Source organism: Bacillus sp. 41-22 (genome assembly GCF_025809295.1).
In the GTDB taxonomy this organism is placed as follows: Bacteria; Bacillota; Bacilli; order Bacillales; family Bacillaceae_G; genus Bacillus_A; species Bacillus_A mycoides.
Genome location: NZ_CP084035.1, coordinates 1,478,355 through 1,498,896, shown reverse-complemented (window position 1 = coordinate 1,498,896; position 20,542 = coordinate 1,478,355). Strand labels below are relative to the sequence as shown.

Here is a 20,542-nt window from a genome sequence, read left to right as displayed (position 1 = left end):
CTCGTACCTTCTTCCAATGTAAAGTTGCTTATGTCCTTGATTTATCTCTTAACATAGAAATTATCTCATTAACTTCTGTATGATTCTCTAAAAAATTTTCTTCTTGCTTTCTCATTTCCATAAGCCATTCATTAATAACTGTTTCCAAATTTTTATCATCATCCAATGAGATTTTTTGGACTGCTTGAAAAACAGGTGAATTTTGTTTATCAGCATACAATTGACACTCTTTTTGAAGACGATTTTTTCCTAACACATAAGTTATATATGGTTTCCAATTAGATAACTGAAAATGATCACATGTTTTTTGCAAAAGCGCAGATTCAATTATTACTACACTTTCCATTATGTCTTGAATCGTCACATGTGCTTTTTGATACAGCATAATTTTATGTTCATTAATCTCCTTAATTCCTTCAGCAAGTGCACGAATTAAGATAATATCACAATTCATTGACAATAAGTAATAGTATAGACCACTATAATAATCCCCTGCAAGAACTGTCAATTGACGACGCTTATGGAATCCACTCGTCTCTTCGTTTGCTTTATTTGATACTTTTTCATGTGTATCAAGAGCAATTTGTACAAGCATAATCGTTACGACATAATGATCAATTTGTTCTTTATGTATATTTGCACTTTTTAATGCACCGTATAACAGCGCTATTTTTTCTTCATCAATAAATGGTTCTTCAATATAGTTTATAAAATAAGGATGGCGTAATTTCTCCATCAATTTCTCTTTAATACCCGCATACCCTCCGTAGATGTCACACACAAAAAATCACCCTTGTTTTCTAATTCATAAAATTTATTATAACACATACATTCTATTTTCTATAATCAAAACTTGGCTACTTCTGCCAAACTGCCACCGAATAAAGCCTCAACTTTTATTCATACAAGTTATCTTCGTCTCTAACAACTACAAACATTCATTTACACAAAAGGCAGAAGTAATTTTCAACCTTTATATTCTTGCTCTTTAACATTAAAACTATATCATTTTTTTGTATATAAAAAAAAGAAAAGCAGTTTCCCGCTCTTCTTTAATTCGTCTTAATAAACGATAAAATTTCACTACGTGCTGCTGCATCATTTTCTAACACGCCGCGCACTGCAGTCGTTACTGTTTTCGCACCAGGCTTTTTCACACCACGCATCGTCATACACATATGCTCTGCTTCTACTACTACCATTACACCATGCGGCTCTAGTACTTCCATAATAGAGTTAGCTACTGTTGATGTAATACGTTCTTGTAGTTGCGGACGACGCGCAATTGTGTCTACAGTACGAGCTAATTTACTTAGTCCCGTTACTTTTCCACCTTGCGGAATATATATGCAACGTGAGCAACTCCATAAAACGGAACAAGATGATGCTCACACATCGAATAGAATGGTATATCTTTTACTAGCACAAGCTCTTCGTGGTCTTCTCCGAATACTTTGTGTAAATGCTCTTTCGGATCCTCATGCATTCCTGAGAATACTTCTGCGTACATTTTCGCAACACGTTTCGGTGTATCAAGTACTCCCTCGCGATTTGGGTCATCTCCGATTGCCTCTAAAATAAGACGTACTGCATGTTCAATTTGTTCTAAATTAACTTTTGCCATCCGCTAGCCCTCCCGAAAAACCTAAAAGTGATACGAACACATTCTAGCATATTTATGTTTTTAAAAGCAAAAAGAAGAGTTTCCAAAAAGGAAACTCTTCTTCCCTGTTAATATGTAAGGATTATTTAACCGCATCTTTTAACGCTTTACCAGGTTTGAATGCAGGTACTTTACTTGCAGCGATTTCAATCTCCTCACCTGTTTGTGGGTACGACCTTTACGAGCCGCACGCTCACGAACTTCGAAGTTACCGAATCCGATTAGTTGTACTTTATCACCTTGTTTTAAAGCTTCTAAGATAGAATCAAAAACAGCGTCCACTGCTTTTGTTGCGTCCTTTTTAGAAAGGGAACTTGCTTCTGCAACAGCATTGATTAAATCTGTCTTGTTCATGCCATTCACCTCCTCCCAAAGATAAGACTGTATAATGATCATAAAATGAGTCTTACTTTCATTTGTAGGCAATTTTTACAAATTCTATACTACAAAGATGTAGATAAATCATTATCAACGCCTATATTATACGATTCTCCTTTATAATTCAATATTTTTAAGGAAATTGTTACTCTAAAAATGTGAAATTCTGATGAAACTTGACAATTTACAACAAAATATTAGATAATGACTGTTTATTTTTCTATTACGTACTCAAAAAGAAAAAAATCCCTCTGCAATTAGAGGGATTTTTTTCTTATAATATAATCGCAATTAATCCGCCAGATCCTTCATTAATAATTCTTTCTAGCGTTTCTTTTAATTTATAACGAGCGTTTTCTGGCATTAGAGATAACTTCGCTTGAATTCCTTCTCTAACAATAGAGCTAAGAGAGCGCCCAAATATATCAGAATTCCAAATTGATAGCGGGTCATCTTCAAAATCTTGCATCAAGTAACGAACTAGTTCTTCACTTTGTTTTTCAGTACCGATAATTGGTTCAAATGTTGATTCTACATCCACTTTAATCATATGAATAGACGGCGCAACCGCTTTTAATTTAACACCGAACCTTGAGCCGTGACGAATAATTTCCGGTTCATCTAAGCTCATATCAGCTAATGCAGGCGCTGCTACTCCATATCCGGTTTGTTTTACCATCCGCAAGGCATCCGCCACTTGGTCATATTCTGTTTTCGCATGAGATAAATCGAGCATAAGCTTTAATAAATGATCTTTCCCTCGAATCTCTACTCCTACTACTTCTTTTAAAATTTGATCATACAATTCATCTGGCGCATATAAATCAATCTCTGCCACACCTTGCCCCATATCGATGCCAGCTAGACTCGCTCGATCAATAAATTCATATTGACTAAACTGCCAAACGACACGGTCCACATCACGAAGACGTTTTATATCCTTTACAGTCTCTTGAACCGCTTCCTGATAACTTTGGCGTAACCAATGCCCTTCATTTAGTACCATTACCCAGCTCGGAAGGTTTACATTCACTTCTAAAACCGGGAACTCGAATAATGCTTCTCGCAGTACGTTATACACATCTGTTTCTCTTAAACTCTCTACACTCATCGCAATTACTGGGATATCATATTCTTCTGATAAACTTTGACGTAACTGCTCCGTATCTGGATGGTATGGCTGTACAGTATTGATAATCATAATGAAAGGCTTTCCTACTTCTTTTAACTCATTTACAACGCGTTCTTCTGCCTCTATATAATCTCTTCTTGGAATTTCACCAATTGTTCCATCTGTTGTAATAACGACACCAATTGTTGAATGCTCTTGAATTACTTTACGTGTTCCTATTTCTGCAGCTTCATGGAATGGAATAGGCTCTTCATACCAAGGAGTATTAATCATGCGCGGACCATTCTCATCTTCATAGCCTTTTGCTCCTGGAACCGTATATCCAACACAATCTACTAATCGAATATTCACTTCAAGACCTTCATCTACTTCGATAGAAACCGCTTGGTTTGGAACAAACTTCGGTTCCGTCGTCATTATTGTACGACCAGCAGCACTTTGAGGCAGTTCATCCTGCGCTCTTTGACGGTCTGACTCATTTTCAATATTGGGAATAACAACAAGTTCCATAAACTTTTTAATAAATGTTGATTTCCCTGTTCGAACAGCTCCTACAACTCCAAAATAAATATCACCGCCTGTGCGTTCCGCAATATCTTTAAAAATATCTACCTTTTCCAAGTGATTCCCTCCCTCAATATTTTTGGGAATAATTCCACGTTTATAGTCAACTAATACCTTCTCTAATGTTGCCTATAATATCTGATATAATATAATGGTATTCTAGAAGTTCGGACAATATATCATATAATTTTGTCCAATTTCATATGACTATTTAAAAATACCTTTTGTTTGCATCGCAAGTTGTATAACATAAAAAACCTTTCTTCTAGAACTTATTCACTAAAAGAAAGGTTCATGACTTATGATTTTAAAAAAATTGGTTCTCCATTTTTTACTGTGTACGGCAAAGAATATGCAGGAACAAACGGGGAATCCTTCGATAGTATACTCCGGATATCTTCACCTTCTTTAAATTGTCCTTCATTTTTTTTCAACGCTTCATATAAGTCGATTCTATAATCAACAAACAATTCTCCTTTTTCATTAATTACAAGAGGGAGACCTTTTCCAGAGTACGGACTTGTCACTTGTGGTACATCTTTATATCCTAGTTTTTTGAAGTCTAATTCATAAACACCATCTGTAATCACTTTTTTAAAAGGTGGATATTGATGTTCATCACGATACATCCTTAGCTTCAATGCCACTTCTTGAATTTGTTCCGCCATTCTCACATCAATTAACTTTACTGTCGGATTTTTTTCAACATCTATTAATACATATTGATATACCCCACCACTTTCATACGCATTCCCTGGCGCCTCTTGTATGTACCTTGGAGCAATTTTTTGAAAATCAATTGGATACTTCTGATAAATCGGCGTACTCATATCACGCGTCTTAATTGGTAATAAACCATCCGTTTGCTCCTTATATGTATTAATGGCTTTTTGTACAACTTGCAACTGGTCTTCATAAGGAATAGCACTTTGTTTCATATTTTCTCTTGGATACATACACCCTGTTAAAATGCTCATGCAACAAAATATTAAAATAATATGGATTTTTTTCACTGACAATCACCTTTTCATGCTAGTATGGACTGTTGCTTTTGTAACATTTACCGACTACACATCCTTTATTGCTCAATAGGGCCACTAAATACAACAAGGAAAATAACAATTCCCGATACAATCATGAGGGTGTACGCCACTAAAGCTGTAATCCCTTTCAAAAATTTATTCTTCATTTTATGCCTACTCAATAAAATAAAACTTACTGCAAGAAACATAAATCCAATTGCCCCTAAAGCAAACCACATTTTCATAAGTCCTTCCGACATATATACACCCCTTTACTTTCAATCTATTTTTATACTATTTTAACAAATTAAAATATTTAAACAAATAAAAATCATCATTTTTCCGTGAATTGATGATTTTTATTTAAAATAATAAAACCGAAGCACGAAATGATGCGCTTCGGTTGACCAAATATGCCCTTAACAGCTCTATTCCCATTCTTTCATAAATATCATATGCATTCTCTAAACTCTTTGTTTCTCATAATTTATTTTTTAAACATTTTACTTAACGAACCAAAATCCGCCGGCATATTATTGTTAATAATCGCTTTTACAATTTGATCCTCTTGCTCTTTTGGCACTTCGCGTCCTGCCATTAGAGCAACTTGATGAATCAATTGGCGAAGCACTGTCTCATCACGTAAGTTCGCATTTTGAACAGACGACGCTAATTTAAAAATATCTTCTTTGTTCACTTTCGCTTCTTTTTCAATGTTATTAAAAATGTTGTTATCCATTCTTTTCACCCTCTCCTCAAGTTACTCTTCATCCTATGCAGAGATGAAAAATTGGTGAAAAGACCCATAAAAAATAAAAAACGGTAGAAGTACGAAATGTACTTCTACCGCTTTCTTTATAACAAATCAGGTATCGCTTCAACTTCATGTTTTCGAACACGTCCCATCAATGAGCCTACTGCATCTTTCACATTATTCCCATTGAACAGCACGTCATATAAAGCAGCTGTAATCGGCATTTCAACTTCCATTTTCTCTGCCAATTCATGAGCAGCTTTCGTTGTTCTTACACCTTCTACAACCATACCCATACTTTCTAGCACTTCTTCTAAAGAGTGCCCTTTTCCAAGCATATTTCCAGCGCGCCAATTTCGGCTATGCACACTTGTACAAGTTACAATTAAGTCTCCCATACCAGTTAGACCAGCAAACGTTAACGGATTTCCGCCCATTTTTCTTCCTAAACGAGCAATCTCTGTTAAACCACGTGTCATTAATGCCGCTTTCGCATTATCACCTAATCCAAGCCCGTCAGATATCCCCGCAGCTAGTGCAATAATATTTTTTAAAGCACCACCAAGTTCAACTCCAACGATATCTGGGTTTGTATATACACGGAAATAGCTATTCATAAACAAATCTTGTACTCCCTCAGCCGCTTCCATACGCTTTGCTGCAGACGTAACAGTTGTCGCTTGACGCAATCCAACTTCTTCAGCGTGACTCGGCCCAGATAGTACAACAACATCCTTAATCAAGCTCTCTGGAATTTCTTCCTCAATCACTTCCGAAATACGTTTTGACGTACCTGGTTCGATTCCTTTACTTGCATGAATCCAAGTAATTGGCTCTGTAACAATTTCTTTCATCTCTTGCAATACGTCTCGGTACGCTTTCGTCGGTACTACTAGCAGTACTGTATTTACATCTACTAATGCTTCTTCTAAAGAAGAGTAGGCTACGATTGTGCTTGGCAATGTAATCCCTGGAAGATATCTACTGTTCTCACGCTTCGTATTAATTTCATTCATGAGTTCAGGACGGTTTCCCCAAATACGTACATCATGCCCATTGTCAGCTAATACCATCGCTAACGCTGTTCCCCAGCTACCTGCTCCTATTACTGTGATTTTTGTCATAAAATCACATCCTCTCCATTAGTCTCTTGCTCTAGCGATAATGTGAATCGGCGTTCCTACAAAACCGAACGCTTCACGTAAACGGTTCTTTAAGAAGCGCTCATATGAAAAGTGCATTAATTCTGTATCGTTTACAAATATAACAAATGTTGGTGGTTTTACCGCAACTTGTGTCGCATAGAAGATTTTCAGACGGCTACCATTATGTGTCGGCGTTGGATTCATCGCTACCGCATCCATAATTACATCATTTAATACATTCGTTTGTACACGGATGCTATGGCTTTCATTTACCTCATTGATAACCGGTAATAACGTTTGTGTACGCTTTTTCGTTTTCGCAGATAAGAATACAATCGGTGCATACTCTAAAAATTGGAAATGAGCACGGATGTTTTCTTCAAATGCTTTCATTGTTTTTTCATCTTTTTTCACTGCATCCCATTTGTTTACAACGATAATAACAGCTCGTCCTGAATCATGAGCATATCCAGCGATTTTTTTATCTTGCTCAATAATTCCTTCTTCTCCGTCTAAAACGACTAAAACAACGTCAGAACGTTCAATCGCTCTAAGTGCACGAAGTACACTATACTTTTCTGTACTTTCGTATACTTTCCCTTTTTTACGCATACCAGCTGTATCGATGATTACATAATCTTGATCATCTTTACTATATGGTGTATCAACAGCATCACGTGTCGTTCCCGCTATATTACTTACAATTACACGTTCTTGACCAAGAAGTGCATTTACAAGTGATGATTTCCCTACGTTTGGACGTCCAATTAAAGAGAAACGGATTGTTTCATCGTCATACGCTTCTTCTTCAATCTTTGGAAAATGATTTGCAGCTTCATCTAACAAATCACCAAGTCCTAAACCGTGTGTACCTGAAATCGGGAATGGCTCGCCAAATCCTAATGCATAAAAATCATAAATATCACTACGCATGTCTGGATTATCAACCTTATTTACCGCAAGTACAATTGGTTTTTTAGAACGGTATAAAATTTTAGCAACTTCTTCATCTGCTGCAGTTACACCATCGCGACCATTCGTCATAAAAATGATAACATCCGCTTCATCAATCGCTACTTCCGCCTGTTGACGAATTTGTGTCAAGAACGGCTCATCTCCAATATCAATTCCACCTGTATCAATAATGTTAAACTCATGATTTAACCATTCTCCCGCACTATAAATACGGTCTCGCGTTATACCTGGTATATCTTCTACGATTGAAACTCTTTCTCCAACAATTCTATTGAAAATAGTAGATTTCCCCACGTTCGGGCGGCCTACTATCGCTATTACTGGTTTCGGCATATACTTTCATCCTTTCAACTTGCTTCTGTTTATTATGTAAAAAACCCTTCTTTGTGCAAGAAGGGATTTGCATTCCAGAATATTTCTCAACGTATCAAAACACCTCACATTATACCACACGTTACTAATGTTTCACAATAATATATACATTATCTTGTAAGCGATGTGCAATACCATCTAAAATAGCCTCTAAATTATTTGCAACAAATTCCAGTTCCTCTGTCGACTCGCAAATAAATAAAGGGGCACCACCTGCAAATTTCTCTGGCGTTGTTGTAATGACTGCGAGAATAACACTTTCTAACATCATCTCTTATCTCCCCTTCCTTTCGGAGCTTCTGATGACATATGAACAGCACTCTCTAATGTTGGTACATTTCCGATTACCCCTATCGCTTTTTCTGCATCTTGATCTTGCGGCAGAACAAAAATCCCAACTCTCCCATCCTCTAAATCACGCTTCGCTAACGGTACAAGTGCCGGCGTTCCAGAATCTCTATATATTCCTAAAGCAACCGAAACATCATGTAAAATAGCTTGCCGTTGTCCTAAGTTTGAGATTGTAACCATCGCATCTATCGATTTCGGTTTTAAAATAAATCCCATTCCATATTTCATAATTTCTTCTTGCCTTGCTGGCAATCCAATATTCATAATGTAAATATTATCAATATAAAGTCCCGCTCCTTCAAAACGAAGTGGAACGTGCTCTATTTCTACAAGGTCATGAAGTCTTTTACCTGACATTAATTTTTTCGCAATGAAAAAACTTACTATACCAGTAATTACCCCGGCAATCCATGAATCGAATCCTATATACGCAAACGTTGTTACAAACGACGTTAACATCGCCAAGTAGTTACGACTTTCAAATACTAATGCAATTCCTTCAATGTATGTATTACCACGTGGTACGAGCTCATATCCATCTAATTGTTGAAGCGTATTTCTTTCCATATTGCGCACATCACGAAATTGCGTCGCTGCTAACGTAAGAAATGTAATTGCAGAGAAATCTTTTTTCAAAACAGACGGAATCGCAATTGCTCCTAAGGCAGCCGCAATTAATCCCATCGCGATATGAATAATTTTCCCGTGAAGCCTCGTCGGATATTGCCTCGTATCGGTACGAAGCATTAACAACCTAGTTATTGTACCTGCAATTACGCCACATAAAATAGCTGGTGTATATTCAGTCATGTATTACCCTCGCCTTTCTTTTACGTGTTTTCCTCTTAAATTGTTCCATATATACCGATGCCTTTGTAATCCAAAGTAAAATCGCCATAAATAAAGTGGAAACAGCAGCAACATCTAAAAAAGCTAAACTGCCGTATTCATAAGGAAAATGTAATTTACGAAAAATCAGCGTCACCAATAATTCTCCTTGTAACATCCCTATATATAAGGAGCATAATCGTAATATGCGATCCCCGTGCAATAAAACCGATGCATACACAAGTGCACCGCTTAACAGCAACAACCTATCAACCACAATCCAAATTGGATCATATACTTCTAACAAATGAAAGCTTGTATATAACATTGCAATAATAAGTGCCGAAAGTAAGGTATATAATTTTTTCCAAATAGAATATAACGCGATACCTACAAAAGAAATAATACAAAGCAAAAGGGCATTTACCGATATTGTGAAAGAAGCAATCGTCACATTTAACGGAGAACAAATAATAAAAATTAATATACAAGCACTTATCTTCCAACGAATAGATTCCTTTTTCATAAAAAAGGTCACGACAATCCACCCTATCCAAGCAACAAAATAAAAAGTACTCCCATCCATCATTTCACCTCCTATGATTTCCATTATGGGAACTTTTTATGAAAGTTAATCCTCCTTTTCTTTGTGCATAGTTTTTCTCATAACAGCAAAACTTTTAATAAGGAGGTGTAACTCACAATGGGTAAAGATCGCCAAGAACGAAAGCTAAGAGAATCACGCCGCGTTGAATCTGATCGCGACCAATCACTTCAATATCCCGGTGCAACAAGTCTTGATACACCGGAGCAAGCTCGAAAGCAGAATCAGCATTAAATAAAGTGAAACTTCAGTGGGGGATTATTAGCCCACACCAATCAAGCTGCCCTCAAATAGGCAATACAAAAAGACGGTTTCGATATTGTACGAAACCGTCTTTTTACACAATTATTTTATTTATTTCTACTCGTAATATAATTCTTTTGTTTTCGCATTATAAACCCTATCACTCAACGAGGCATTAATCGTAACTACACCTGTTGGTTTTTAGAATATGTAATAACATAATACGTATGTAGAGAAGGATCTTTACTCTTTACCTCTACACGTACATAATCCGTCTCTCTTATCTCATTTAACTTTCGCTCAACCTCTTTTTTCGCACCTACAATATCTTCTTTTTCTCCTTTAATTTCCCTACTCACAATGGTATTTCCTTGATCAGAAAGTAATACTACTTCAGCATTACTTAAACTCACTTCATTTGGTATATTAAAATAATAAATTGTATACGAATCTTCCGATGGATTTTTGTCTTCTCCTAATTCCCTTGGCAAAATTAGTGCTTCTATTCCACTTCCTGCATTCACCGTTGGATTCCTATACAATTTATTCCCGACTGCAATTGCAATATTCGTCGTTTTAATTGCTGATTGTGCTGTTGTTGAACTAGAATCTCCTTCTCTTACATTTGAAGTTAATGAAATTTCAACCTTTTTCTTATATCCAGAAACTGCTGTATCTTCTCTTATATTTCGTGCATGGATGTTAAAATCTTCACTATTATATGTAATGCGTCCTATTGTATTTTTACTATTTGAAGATACATTATCTCCTTTTTTATTAACATCCTCATCCCCAAAATTATAGTAAATTTTTCCTTGTTTCTTTTGACTCTTAAATAGCAATCTCTTATCTTGTTTTATCGCTAACCAGCTATATAGAGAGGAATACTTTCTTACTTTTGCCATGTTTCTCTCCACAAACATGGCAAAAGTAAGAATACTCCAATAATTCAGCGGCATATTTTCTACATTTCTTCATTTTTATAACCCCTTTTTTTCAATTTTAGCTTTTCTGTATGATATTTATTTATACTTTTATCATAATATAAACTCTCTTTTTTTCCATTTATAGAATTATATAGAATGATAACTTCTCGCCTTCCCTCTTCATTTTACGAAAATAAAACGCAAAAAAATCAACCGGATGGTTGATTTTTTATCGCCTACTATAATGTGCAGTGTCAATCCCTCGCTGCGCTAACCAATGGTACGTTTCACCTTTTACAACAAGAGGTACAGATTGTAACTCTTCTATCGTCTTCACGCCAAGAGCTGTCATAATAAATTTAAAATCTGTATGTAAAAGATCAATTTCATCCACTAAATTCTCAACACCATCTTGCATTAAAATACGTAAAAAGTATCCAGCAAACGCAGTTGTATTCGCCCCTAATGCGATTGCCTTCGCCACGTCAAGTGCTGTTTGTATACCCCCAGATGCAATAAAAGAGAGGTTATTATTTGTAGAGGTTGCTTCAATAATCGAGGTAGCTGTTTGTATGCCCCAGTTATTAAAATAAGAAAGCATTCGCTGTCTTCTTTCATTTTCAACAGCAGCAAAATTCGTACCACCTTGTCCGCCAATATCAATTGCTGTTATACCTATATTCGCTAACTGTTGTACTGTTTCCTTACTCATTCCAAAACCGACTTCTTTTACGATGACAGGTACTTTACTTTTTAAAACTATTTTCTCAATCCGCTGAAGTACACCAGTAAAATCACGGTCTCCTTCTGGCATCGTTAACTCCTGTATGACATTTAAATGAATTTGCAGTGCATTCGCCTCAATCATATCAACGGCACGCTCTGCCTGTTCGACAGTTGCCTCACTTCCTAAGTTTGCGAAAAAAATCCCATTCGGATTTACTTTCCTAACAACTTTATACGAAGCCGCTTCACTTTCATCTTTTAAAGCTGCCATTTGCGAACCTACAGCCATAGCAAGGTTATGATGTTTCGCTACATATGCTAATTGCTCATTAATATGTAATGTTTGCTCTCCTCCACCACCAGTCATCGCATTGATAAAAATCGGCGAACTTAGTGAAAGTTCGCCGATTTTTGTTTCACATGTTATAGTGTCATAACTTGAATTTGGCAAGCTTTGATGCACAAAATCAATATCATGAAAGCCATGCGTACGAGACTGACCAGTAGAAAGAGCATATTCAATATGATCTAATTTACGTTTTGCCCTTACCACTTGTACCCCTCTTTATTTCTTTAATTTTTTCAGTTGTTCACCAATAATATCACTTAACTGGAAAGTAGCCGAATCAGCATTTGGCTCATATTGGCTATAATCTTCTGTTACATTATTTTCTTCAAGCGTTTCTTTTATGCTTAAAGAAATACGTTTTTCTGCTACATGGACTTCAAGTACTTTCACTTTTACTTCTTGTCCCATTTCCAATACTTCATTTGGATTTTTCACGTGACGATTTGCAATTTGAGATACATGTACAAGCCCTTCAACACCAGGTAAAATTTCAACAAACGCACCGAATGTAACAAGGCGTTTTACTACTCCCTCACGAATATCTCCAGCTTTTATTTCGCCAGCAACATTTTCCCAAGGTCCTGGCTGAGCTGCTTTAATTGATAAAGAAATACGTTGCGTATCAGCATCAACAGATAACACTTTTACCTTTACCTTTTGACCTTGCTCTAATACCTCAGAAGGTTGCTCTACACGTTCGTGTGAAATTTGTGAAATGTGAACTAAACCGTCCACACCACCAACGTTAACGAAAGCACCAAAATCCGTTAATCGTTGTACTGTTCCTTCAACAATGTCCCCTTCTTTTAACGAAGAGATTGCTTCTTTTTTCTTAGAATCTAGTTCTAGTTCTACTACCGCTTTATGTGAAAGAATAACACGATTTTTTTCACGGTCTAATTCAACAATTTTCACCGCTAATGTTTTTCCTTTATAGTCAGCAAAGTCTTCTACATAATGTACTTCTACAAGTGAAGCTGGGATAAAACCACGAACACCAAGGTCCACAACTAACCCACCATTCACGATATCTTTTACAATAACATCAAATACATGACCAGAATTAAATTTTTCTTGTAATTCTACCCACGCTTTTTCTGCGTCAACAGCTCTCTTAGATAAAACAAGATCATCATCTTCTAATTTAATAATTTTCAATTCAAGTGTTTGATCTAATTCTACAACATCGCTTGCTTTTTCAATATGAACGTTAGCTAATTCACTAATCGGAATTACGCCATCTGTTTTGTATCCAACATTTACAAGAACTTGTTTCTCTTCAACTTTCGTTACAGAACCTGTAACAACGTCACCAACTTGTAATTCTTTTGAATTCATAACTTCTTCATTCATTTTCTCTACCATGGAAATACCTCCCTACAGAATTGACAAAGCATTTTTATGTATATACGAAATGAAAACAAATGTTTTCATTTGCATGTTTAAGAATTTATCATCACATATTCTGTTTCAATACAGTTCACAAGAAACTATATTAAATCTATATAAATAGTATACAGCAAAATCATCTTGAAGAAAGTATGATTTGAAATATAATAGCGAATATATTCTGACATTTTTTCCCCTCTGTAACTAACTTCTTACAAATTAGCCCATTTGTCAAGAAAAGAGACTTATAATTCACTTATCCTTTACATTTCAAAAAAAAAAAAAAAAAAAGAGGATAGTCCTCTTTCTTTATTTCGCAAATACTCCTGAAACAATACCCATAATTTTTTGGACAACTTCTTCAATTGATAAAGAAGTTGTATCTAATTCCAATGCATCATCAGCTTTTTTCAAAGGAGAAACTTCGCGTTCTGAATCTAATTTATCACGCCTAGCAATTTCTTCTCTTAACTGCTCTAAATTAGAATCGAAACCTTTATTCATATTTTCTAAATGTCTTCTTTCCGCTCTTTCTTCTACAGAAGCAAGCATAAAGATTTTCACTTCAGCATCCGGTAGTACATGTGTACCAATATCACGGCCATCCATTACTACGCCGCCTTTTTTAGCTAATCCTTGTTGACGACGTACCATTTCTTCACGAACAAGACGATGCTTTGCTACAATAGATACACGATTCGTCACATCTGGCGTACGAATCACTTCAGAAACATCTTGTCCATTTAAAAATACAAGTTGTGTATTTTCCCCTTGCTGAAATTCAATATTTACATTTTTTACAACTTCCATTAACTTTTCTTCATTTTCAATATCCACTTTTTGTTCAAGGGCTGCATATGTAATAGTACGGTACATTGCGCCTGTATCAATGTAAACATATGAAAGTTTTTTTGCAACAACTTTTGCCACTGTACTTTTCCCAGCAGCCGCTGGACCATCTATAGCAATCGAAATTCGTTTATCCATTGTAACACCTCATTTTTCACTTATAAAACAAAACGAAAAGCAGGTATTTTCCCCCTGCTTCTTCTCATTTGCCTCACGTCATTAAATCCTCAATAATTGTAGCATAATCCATCATAGAAGAAAATGAAAACTACTTATTCACCTGTAAGATTTCCGCCTTATTTTTCGTGACGACACCTTCGTAATAAACAATTTTCGATAAATATTTCACTGAAGATTTATGTATAAAAAGCAGTTGGACGACAGCAAGAAAAATAAATTGAATCAGTAATATACGAATTATAATTTTCTCCACTTTTTTCAAAAAAACTCACTCCTTCCCTCTCTACACTTACACATCCACTCTCATAAATTTCCATAAACAAAACCTAACCTAATAACCACTTACCGGAGCACACTTAAGGTAATTTATTTTATTGTCATTTTCTAAGCATACTTTTATACATTTTCATTGTCGAATTTACTCAAAACATGTTATGTTCTAAATGTATTTTTCAACTTGAAAGGGGTATAAGCATTGAAAAGAATCCTAGTTTTACACACAGGTGGAACAATTGCAATGGAGGAAGATAAAGAAACTGGGGTCGTACAACCAGGTAAAAAGAATCCTCTTTTAAAATTCATTCCTGATTTAGAAGGCGATGTTGATTTAATTGTCGAAGATGTGTTCCATCTTCCATCTCCTCACATGACTCCTAGCGAAATGCTACAATTGCAAGTCATCATTGACGAAAGAGTAAAACAAGACGATATTCACGGCGTAGTCATCACGCATGGTACCGATACATTAGAAGAGACAGCTTATTTTCTTGATTTAACAGTTCAAGCAACTATCCCAATCGTTGTGACAGGGGCAATGCGTTCTAGTAATGAATTAGGTGCCGATGGTCTATATAATTTCTTATCAGCTGTAAAAGTTGCTAGTAGTAATGAAGCTGCTGAAAAAGGCGTTCTAGTCGTATTAAATGACGAAATACATTGTGCTACAAATGTAACAAAAACGCACACAAGTAATGTCGCGACATTCCAAAGTCCACAGTACGGACCAATTGGCATGGTAACAAAACGTGGTGTTGTTTTCCATCATGCTTTAGTGCATCACGAAACATGCACAGTACGACAGATTTCTAAAAACGTTGTCGTTCTAAAAGCATACGCAGGTATGGATGATACATTATTATCAGCAATCGAAACACTACCAGTAGACGGAATTGTTATTGAAGCACTTGGACAAGGTAATTTACCTCCAAGAACACTTCCTAGTCTAGGGCGATTAATAGAAAAAGGCATTCCAATTGTATTAGTTTCACGCTGCTTTAACGGTATCGTTCAAGACGTATACTCTTATGAAGGTGGCGGAAAACAATTAAAAGATATGGGCATTGTTTTCACCTACGGTTTAAACGCTCAAAAGGCGCGAATTAAATTACTAGTCGCACTAGAAAACACAAACTCTCACGAAACAATCCAACATATGTTTATGCACGATTAAAAAGAAGCTGTCGAAGATTTCGACAGCTTCTTTTTATTCTTCTCTTGATGCAATGGTTTGCGCAATCGCATCTCCATGGAATCTACCGTTCTCGATAAATATTTCATTTGCGTTATTCCCCGCAGCAATTACACCTGCAATAAAAATATTTTCAGCGTTTGTTTCCATACTACCCTCTATATAAATCGGGCGCCCTGTTTCTTCATCAATCCGAACTCCCATTTTTGTTAAGAAGCTGTGGTCTGGATGGTAACCCGTCATAGCAAATACAAAATCGTTTTGAATTGTATTTGCCTCACCATCTACTGTATACGTCAACGTATGCTCAGTAATTTCTTTTACATGCGCATGGAAATGCATTTGAATTATCCCATTTCGTACTAACGCCTCAAATTCCGGCAAAATCCACGGCTTAATACTTGGCGAGTATTCCCCACCACGGTATAGAACTGTTACACGTGCACCCGATTTAACAAGCTCTAACGCTGCATCTATACTTGAATTTTTACCACCTATGACAACGACATCTCGATCAAAATAAGGGTGTCCTTCTTTGAAATAATGAGCTACTTTCTCAAGTTTCTCACCAGGTACATTCATATAATTCGGATTATCATAATATCCAGTTGCGACAACAATATATTTCGCAACATATATTTCTTTGTTTCCGTCACGCTTCGTCGTTTCAACTTTAAAAACATCACCATCTTTTTGAACTTGTTCCACTCGTTCAAATGCATTTACACGTATAGATTTACGCTTTACTACTTCACGATAATACGCAAGCGCCTGATTACGAAATGGCTTACGATTTTCTGTAATAAAAGCAACTTCACCAATTTCTAATTTTTCACTAGAGGAGAAAAATGTTTGATGAGTTGGATAATTATAAATTGCATTTACAATGTTTCCTTTTTCGATTACTAACGGATTTAACCCCACTTTTTGCAACGAAATCGCCGCTGCTAATCCGCATGGACCGCCTCCGATAATAATAACTGTTTCTTTTTGCATACTTAGTTCACTCCTAGTCTTCTACCTCTGCTCTATTTATATAAACAAGAAAAAACCTACTTACAGCAGTAGGCATCTATCTTTATTGTATTCATTTTTCATATATTTGTCATCTAAACGAAACATACATCCGATAGACATCTGCTAAAAACTGCTGAAATTTAATTCCTTGTTGCCCTAATACATTCTCAGGATCGATTTTCCGAGTAGGATCCAACGTTTTGTGTGACACAATAGCCTTTTTAGGATTTAAACCGAAATTTTGACATAAATAAGCGTGATACCACGTAAAACGAGTATACGCCTCCCAAAAGTTTACGTCGCCACCATAGCAAAGTTCAACCCCAATTGCAGCCTTATTCGCATCATAACCGAATAACTCATTATCCGTTGGCACATTGTATCGAACATGGTACGCAACTTCATTTATAGGGACAATTTCTAATATTGTTTTATCATCAATAAATGTATGCGCTGAAGCTTTCGGTTGTATTTCATTAAAGTAATCCCGATTTCCTATCGCATTGCTACCAGGGTTCCCCGTGTCATGACTTACAATAAATCTTACTTTTGAAAGAGGAATTCCTGGTCGTGAATTTCCATACCCAATATAGTTACGCTCTATAGGGAACATCGCCATTACTACCAACTCCCGCTCTAAAAAATTACCTTACTTCCTTATATATGTATTCGGTGGCAATGTCCTTATGGCATATTTCTTATGCGAAGAGAACATCGAAAATATTTGATGTGAATACCATAAATAATACAATACTTACAGCCACTCCGTAAAAACCGTAAAACCAAATACAATCTTCTTTCGTATCTAAACCGAAAAATTTATTTACCGATTGTAATAATGTGCCACGCTTGCTTTGTTTGTTTCGTAATACTTCCACTCGTTCTACAACATCTGCTGGCATCATAAATCTTTGGTCTACTGTCATTTTCATCATTTATCTCTCCTTAAAATCATTTCCGTTTTGCTTATCTAAGGAAAGTATAGCACGTTTGTTCGTATAGAACAAGCGTTCTTTTTTATTTTTTATTCTATTTTTCACCAAACCAAGTAATAATTGTGAATATAAACGCGATAATTGGTCCAACTACAACTGCACCAAATATTAAAAATAATAATCCTTCGCCGAACACCCGAACGACACTTGTTTTTCGGGCTCTCTTAGCTCTTGCAAGTTCACCCTCTAACACCTTAACCTTTTCTTCTAATTGGTCTACTCGTTCCATTATTTCATTCCCCATATACAACACCTCATTTAATACTTCAACAAAAAAACGCGATTCCCTCGAAAGGAAATCACGTTTTCTCAAAACATTATATATTATACCCAACCTCTGAAGCGACTAGCCTCAGCCATTTTACGAACACCAATCATGTATGCAGCTAAGCGCATGTTCACTTTACGAACTTGTGATGTTTCATAAATTGAATCGAATGATTTTACCATTACTTTTTCTAAACGTTGTTCTACTTCTTCTTCAGTCCAGTAGTAACCTTGGTTATTTTGTACCCACTCAAAGTAAGATACCGTAACGCCACCAGCACTTGCTAATACGTCTGGAACAAGTAAGATACCACGATCTGTTAAGATTTTTGTTGCTTCTAATGTAGTTGGACCATTTGCAGCTTCAACCACAATTTTCGCTTTAATCTTATCAGCATTTTCTTCTGTAATTTGGTTCTCAATTGCAGCAGGAACTAAAATGTCGCAATCAAGTTCTAACAGTTCTGTATTTGAAATTGTATTATTAAATAGTTTTGTTACAGTACCAAAGCTATCGCGACGATCTAGTAAGTAGTCAATATCTAATCCATTCGGATCATGTAATGCACCGTAAGCATCTGAAATTGCAATTACTTTCGCGCCTGCATCATGCATAAATTTAGCTAAGAAGCTACCCGCATTACCAAATCCTTGAACAACAACGCGTGCACCTTTAATATCAATGTCACGTTTTTTCGCAGCTTCACGAATACAAATTGTTACACCTTTTGCAGTCGCTGTTTCACGTCCGTGTGATCCACCTAATACAAGTGGTTTACCTGTAATAAATCCTGGTGAATTAAATTCATCGATACGGCTATACTCATCCATCATCCATGCCATAATTTGTGAGTTTGTAAATACATCTGGAGCCGGAATATCTTTTGTCGGACCAACAATTTGGCTAATTGCTCGTACATAACCGCGGCTTAATCTTTCTAATTCACGGAAAGACATCTCACGTGGGTCACAAATGATTCCACCTTTACCTCCACCATATGGTAAATCAACAATACCACATTTTAAACTCATCCAAATAGAAAGTGCTTTCACTTCATTTTCTGTTACGTTTGGATGGAAGCGAATTCCACCTTTCGTTGGACCAACAGCATCATTATGTTGTGCACGATATCCTGTAAATATTTTAACAGTCCCGTCATCCATACGAACTGGAATTTTCACTGTCATCATACGAATTGGTTCTTTCAATAATTCATATACTTCGTTTGGATAACCCAATTTTTCTAATGCTTCATTAATTACAATTTGTGTTGAATTTAACAATTCAAAATGCTGTTCCCCTTGTTGTTGTGTTTTCGTTTGAGTTCCCTTTTCGGCTACCATAGTAAGTAAACCCCCTGTAATTTCACTTGTTTAGTAAACCTTCATTGCCTAGTATACACCGTTAAATTTGGAATGCAATAGAAAACGCTAACAAATATATACAAACTATTTTGTATTGCAAGCGTTTTCACTATTATTATAGTCCTTTTATTGCTTTTAGAAAAGTAAAATACTTAAATATTTAAATATTTTTTATTTTCATCAAAATACATTCGATAAAACCATTATTTCATCAAGAAATACTGATTACATTTTAACATACAGATCGGCTAGTCTTGTTACCTACACTTCGTTTTATAGATTTTAGATTTTCAGCTGAATAAAAATAAAACCTCAAGCTACGTTACATTAGCTGAGGTTTTGTTTTTTCACAAAGTAATTGTATATTTGTTCAATCGCTTGAGAATCCATTAATTCTTTACCATATTCCATTACGCGGTAAATTGTTGCTGTTGACGGATTACCGTACTCCGCTAAAATAGCTATAAAATCCGCCTTCAATAATTGAAATTGCTCTTCTTCTTCTATCCAAAGATAAAAACGATCATCCCACGTATACAACTTCCCATCAGTTACACCAAGGTTATATAAGCGATTTGACAAATTGATTACATCATCTAATGTAGCAAACTCGTAAAGTATATGTTCACTTTCATCAAGAGTCACTTGCATTTCAATAAACTCGTCACGGAACTCATCTTCTGTGTCCACTTCGTAATTTTCTTTTGTTACAATTACAACCATACCTTGAGCTTGTAGAGAAAATACTTCAACAGCAATCGGTCCATCCGCTTCAAACCCTAATTCTGTATTTGCTTCTTGCATCATATCACGGAATAGTTGCTGTACTTTCGGTGCATTTCTCCACAAATCTTCTTTCGTTAATCCTCGTTCAGATAAATCATCAAATGTTAGGAAAATTTTAATCTTATTATAATTTAAACGTTCCAGTCTCATCTCATACCCTCCCTACGTAACCATTGCATCTAATTTTTATTATA

Annotated in this window: 23 protein-coding genes and 2 pseudogenes; 2 read left to right on the top strand and 23 right to left on the bottom strand. The window is 35.9% G+C overall.

What is annotated here, in order from left to right; genetic code table 11:
* Window positions 1-28: 28 nt before the first annotated feature.
* The 12 genes and pseudogenes from LCF45_RS07700 to LCF45_RS07645 all read right to left on the bottom strand — a co-directional run bounded on the left by LCF45_RS07700 (window position 29) and on the right by LCF45_RS07645 (window position 9,770).
* Window positions 29-781: a heptaprenyl diphosphate synthase component 1 gene (locus LCF45_RS07700; RefSeq protein WP_002030763.1), complete on the bottom strand. Its 753-nt coding sequence runs from the start codon at window positions 779-781 to the stop codon at window positions 29-31.
* A 271-nt stretch (window positions 782-1,052) separates the two neighbouring features.
* Window positions 1,053-1,624 (bottom strand): annotated as a pseudogene (folE, locus tag LCF45_RS07695) (GTP cyclohydrolase I FolE).
* A 121-nt stretch (window positions 1,625-1,745) separates the two neighbouring features.
* Window positions 1,746-2,017 (bottom strand): annotated as a pseudogene (locus LCF45_RS07690) (HU family DNA-binding protein).
* A gap of 298 nt (window positions 2,018-2,315) precedes the next feature.
* Window positions 2,316-3,794, bottom strand: coding sequence for a stage IV sporulation protein A (gene spoIVA / locus LCF45_RS07685; RefSeq protein ID WP_000416521.1), 1,479 nt, complete (start codon window positions 3,792-3,794; stop codon window positions 2,316-2,318).
* 242 nt (window positions 3,795-4,036) lie between these two features.
* Window positions 4,037-4,750, bottom strand: coding sequence for a hypothetical protein (locus LCF45_RS07680; RefSeq protein ID WP_002126422.1), 714 nt, complete (start codon window positions 4,748-4,750; stop codon window positions 4,037-4,039).
* Between the two features lie 65 nt (window positions 4,751-4,815).
* Window positions 4,816-5,019: a DUF2768 domain-containing protein gene (locus tag LCF45_RS07675; protein ID WP_002011815.1), complete on the bottom strand. Its 204-nt coding sequence runs from the start codon at window positions 5,017-5,019 to the stop codon at window positions 4,816-4,818.
* A 227-nt stretch (window positions 5,020-5,246) separates the two neighbouring features.
* Entirely contained in the window at window positions 5,247-5,498 is a 252-nt protein-coding gene (locus tag LCF45_RS07670; protein WP_000369753.1) for a stage VI sporulation protein F, read from the bottom strand.
* A 116-nt stretch (window positions 5,499-5,614) separates the two neighbouring features.
* Window positions 5,615-6,637, bottom strand: coding sequence for an NAD(P)H-dependent glycerol-3-phosphate dehydrogenase (locus LCF45_RS07665; protein WP_002011813.1), 1,023 nt, complete (start codon window positions 6,635-6,637; stop codon window positions 5,615-5,617).
* Between the two features lie 18 nt (window positions 6,638-6,655).
* Window positions 6,656-7,966 (bottom strand): ribosome biogenesis GTPase Der, encoded by a 1,311-nt coding sequence (der, locus tag LCF45_RS07660; RefSeq protein WP_002011811.1) that lies wholly within the window; start codon window positions 7,964-7,966, stop codon window positions 6,656-6,658.
* A 124-nt stretch (window positions 7,967-8,090) separates the two neighbouring features.
* Window positions 8,091-8,276: a capping complex subunit for YIEGIA gene (locus LCF45_RS07655; protein WP_002086624.1), complete on the bottom strand. Its 186-nt coding sequence runs from the start codon at window positions 8,274-8,276 to the stop codon at window positions 8,091-8,093.
* Entirely contained in the window at window positions 8,273-9,166 is an 894-nt protein-coding gene (locus LCF45_RS07650) for a YIEGIA family protein (RefSeq protein ID WP_002086625.1), read from the bottom strand. Before LCF45_RS07650 ends, LCF45_RS07655 begins: the two co-directional genes overlap by 4 nt.
* Window positions 9,159-9,770, bottom strand: coding sequence for a YphA family membrane protein (locus LCF45_RS07645; RefSeq protein WP_002086626.1), 612 nt, complete (start codon window positions 9,768-9,770; stop codon window positions 9,159-9,161). The genes LCF45_RS07650 and LCF45_RS07645 overlap by 8 nt, the downstream gene beginning before the upstream one ends.
* A 117-nt stretch (window positions 9,771-9,887) precedes the next feature.
* Between LCF45_RS07645 and LCF45_RS07640 the strand changes: the two genes are divergently transcribed.
* Window positions 9,888-10,022 (top strand): YpzI family protein, encoded by a 135-nt coding sequence (locus LCF45_RS07640; protein ID WP_000513901.1) that lies wholly within the window; start codon window positions 9,888-9,890, stop codon window positions 10,020-10,022.
* A gap of 194 nt (window positions 10,023-10,216) precedes the next feature.
* Here the strand turns inward: LCF45_RS07640 and LCF45_RS07635 are convergent, their stop codons facing one another.
* From LCF45_RS07635 to LCF45_RS07615, 5 genes are all read right to left on the bottom strand, one after another.
* Entirely contained in the window at window positions 10,217-10,936 is a 720-nt protein-coding gene (locus LCF45_RS07635; RefSeq protein WP_063226115.1) for a hypothetical protein, read from the bottom strand.
* A 250-nt stretch (window positions 10,937-11,186) separates the two neighbouring features.
* Window positions 11,187-12,236: a type 2 isopentenyl-diphosphate Delta-isomerase gene (gene fni / locus LCF45_RS07630; RefSeq protein ID WP_002126413.1), complete on the bottom strand. Its 1,050-nt coding sequence runs from the start codon at window positions 12,234-12,236 to the stop codon at window positions 11,187-11,189.
* Window positions 12,237-12,248: 12 nt separating this feature from the next.
* Entirely contained in the window at window positions 12,249-13,397 is a 1,149-nt protein-coding gene (rpsA, locus tag LCF45_RS07625) for a 30S ribosomal protein S1 (RefSeq protein WP_002126412.1), read from the bottom strand.
* 333 nt (window positions 13,398-13,730) lie between these two features.
* Window positions 13,731-14,408 carry a (d)CMP kinase gene (gene cmk / locus LCF45_RS07620; protein ID WP_002011798.1) on the bottom strand — a complete coding sequence of 226 codons (678 nt, stop codon included), beginning with the start codon at window positions 14,406-14,408 and terminating at the stop codon, window positions 13,731-13,733.
* A 130-nt stretch (window positions 14,409-14,538) separates the two neighbouring features.
* Complete coding sequence (locus tag LCF45_RS07615; protein WP_263894728.1) at window positions 14,539-14,712, bottom strand: YpfB family protein; 174 nt, start codon at window positions 14,710-14,712, stop codon at window positions 14,539-14,541.
* Window positions 14,713-14,925: 213 nt separating this feature from the next.
* Here LCF45_RS07615 and ansA point away from each other — a divergent pair, with 213 nt between their 5' ends.
* Complete coding sequence (gene ansA / locus LCF45_RS07610; RefSeq protein WP_002030754.1) at window positions 14,926-15,900, top strand: asparaginase; 975 nt, start codon at window positions 14,926-14,928, stop codon at window positions 15,898-15,900.
* Between the two features lie 33 nt (window positions 15,901-15,933).
* On the opposite strand, the gene LCF45_RS07605 is transcribed toward ansA, so the two are convergent.
* The 6 genes from LCF45_RS07605 to LCF45_RS07580 all read right to left on the bottom strand — a co-directional run bounded on the left by LCF45_RS07605 (window position 15,934) and on the right by LCF45_RS07580 (window position 20,498).
* Window positions 15,934-16,914 (bottom strand): YpdA family putative bacillithiol disulfide reductase, encoded by a 981-nt coding sequence (locus LCF45_RS07605; RefSeq protein ID WP_002126406.1) that lies wholly within the window; start codon window positions 16,912-16,914, stop codon window positions 15,934-15,936.
* Window positions 16,915-17,023: 109 nt separating this feature from the next.
* The gene (locus LCF45_RS07600; RefSeq protein ID WP_002011791.1) at window positions 17,024-17,554 is read right to left on the bottom strand and encodes a peptidoglycan recognition protein family protein; all 531 of its coding nucleotides are present in this window, start codon (window positions 17,552-17,554) and stop codon (window positions 17,024-17,026) included.
* Window positions 17,555-17,633: 79 nt separating this feature from the next.
* Complete coding sequence (locus LCF45_RS07595) at window positions 17,634-17,870, bottom strand: DUF3961 domain-containing protein (RefSeq protein ID WP_002011789.1); 237 nt, start codon at window positions 17,868-17,870, stop codon at window positions 17,634-17,636.
* 94 nt (window positions 17,871-17,964) lie between these two features.
* A complete protein-coding gene (locus LCF45_RS07590; RefSeq protein ID WP_002126403.1) occupies window positions 17,965-18,174 on the bottom strand; it encodes a hypothetical protein in 210 nt (69 codons plus the stop codon).
* An 80-nt stretch (window positions 18,175-18,254) separates the two neighbouring features.
* Window positions 18,255-19,541: an NAD-specific glutamate dehydrogenase gene (gene gudB / locus LCF45_RS07585; RefSeq protein WP_000225168.1), complete on the bottom strand. Its 1,287-nt coding sequence runs from the start codon at window positions 19,539-19,541 to the stop codon at window positions 18,255-18,257.
* Window positions 19,542-19,889: 348 nt separating this feature from the next.
* Window positions 19,890-20,498, bottom strand: a complete 609-nt coding sequence (locus tag LCF45_RS07580) for a genetic competence negative regulator (RefSeq protein WP_002126401.1) — start codon at window positions 20,496-20,498, stop codon at window positions 19,890-19,892.
* Window positions 20,499-20,542: the final 44 nt, after the last annotated feature.

Excerpts from the sequence above, each read along its gene's own strand:
- LCF45_RS07635 (WP_063226115.1), bottom strand. The coding sequence starts at position 10,936 with ATGGCAAAAGTAAGAAAGTATTCCTCTCTATATAGCTGGTTAGCGATA.
- cmk (WP_002011798.1), bottom strand. The coding sequence starts at position 14,408 with ATGGATAAACGAATTTCGATTGCTATAGATGGTCCAGCGGCTGCTGGG.
- LCF45_RS07650 (WP_002086625.1), bottom strand. The coding sequence starts at position 9,166 with ATGACTGAATATACACCAGCTATTTTATGTGGCGTAATTGCAGGTACA.
- rpsA (WP_002126412.1), bottom strand. The coding sequence starts at position 13,397 with ATGGTAGAGAAAATGAATGAAGAAGTTATGAATTCAAAAGAATTACAA.
- LCF45_RS07605 (WP_002126406.1), bottom strand. The coding sequence starts at position 16,914 with ATGCAAAAAGAAACAGTTATTATTATCGGAGGCGGTCCATGCGGATTA.
- LCF45_RS07580 (WP_002126401.1), bottom strand. The coding sequence starts at position 20,498 with ATGAGACTGGAACGTTTAAATTATAATAAGATTAAAATTTTCCTAACA.
- LCF45_RS07675 (WP_002011815.1), bottom strand. The coding sequence starts at position 5,019 with ATGTCGGAAGGACTTATGAAAATGTGGTTTGCTTTAGGGGCAATTGGA.
- LCF45_RS07590 (WP_002126403.1), bottom strand. The coding sequence starts at position 18,174 with ATGGGGAATGAAATAATGGAACGAGTAGACCAATTAGAAGAAAAGGTT.
- LCF45_RS07595 (WP_002011789.1), bottom strand. The coding sequence starts at position 17,870 with ATGATGAAAATGACAGTAGACCAAAGATTTATGATGCCAGCAGATGTT.
- LCF45_RS07665 (WP_002011813.1), bottom strand. The coding sequence starts at position 6,637 with ATGACAAAAATCACAGTAATAGGAGCAGGTAGCTGGGGAACAGCGTTA.
- LCF45_RS07645 (WP_002086626.1), bottom strand. The coding sequence starts at position 9,770 with ATGGATGGGAGTACTTTTTATTTTGTTGCTTGGATAGGGTGGATTGTC.
- LCF45_RS07670 (WP_000369753.1), bottom strand. The coding sequence starts at position 5,498 with ATGGATAACAACATTTTTAATAACATTGAAAAAGAAGCGAAAGTGAAC.
- LCF45_RS07655 (WP_002086624.1), bottom strand. The coding sequence starts at position 8,276 with ATGATGTTAGAAAGTGTTATTCTCGCAGTCATTACAACAACGCCAGAG.
- LCF45_RS07640 (WP_000513901.1), top strand. The coding sequence starts at position 9,888 with ATGGGTAAAGATCGCCAAGAACGAAAGCTAAGAGAATCACGCCGCGTT.
- gudB (WP_000225168.1), bottom strand. The coding sequence starts at position 19,541 with ATGGTAGCCGAAAAGGGAACTCAAACGAAAACACAACAACAAGGGGAA.
- der (WP_002011811.1), bottom strand. The coding sequence starts at position 7,966 with ATGCCGAAACCAGTAATAGCGATAGTAGGCCGCCCGAACGTGGGGAAA.
- LCF45_RS07600 (WP_002011791.1), bottom strand. The coding sequence starts at position 17,554 with ATGGCGATGTTCCCTATAGAGCGTAACTATATTGGGTATGGAAATTCA.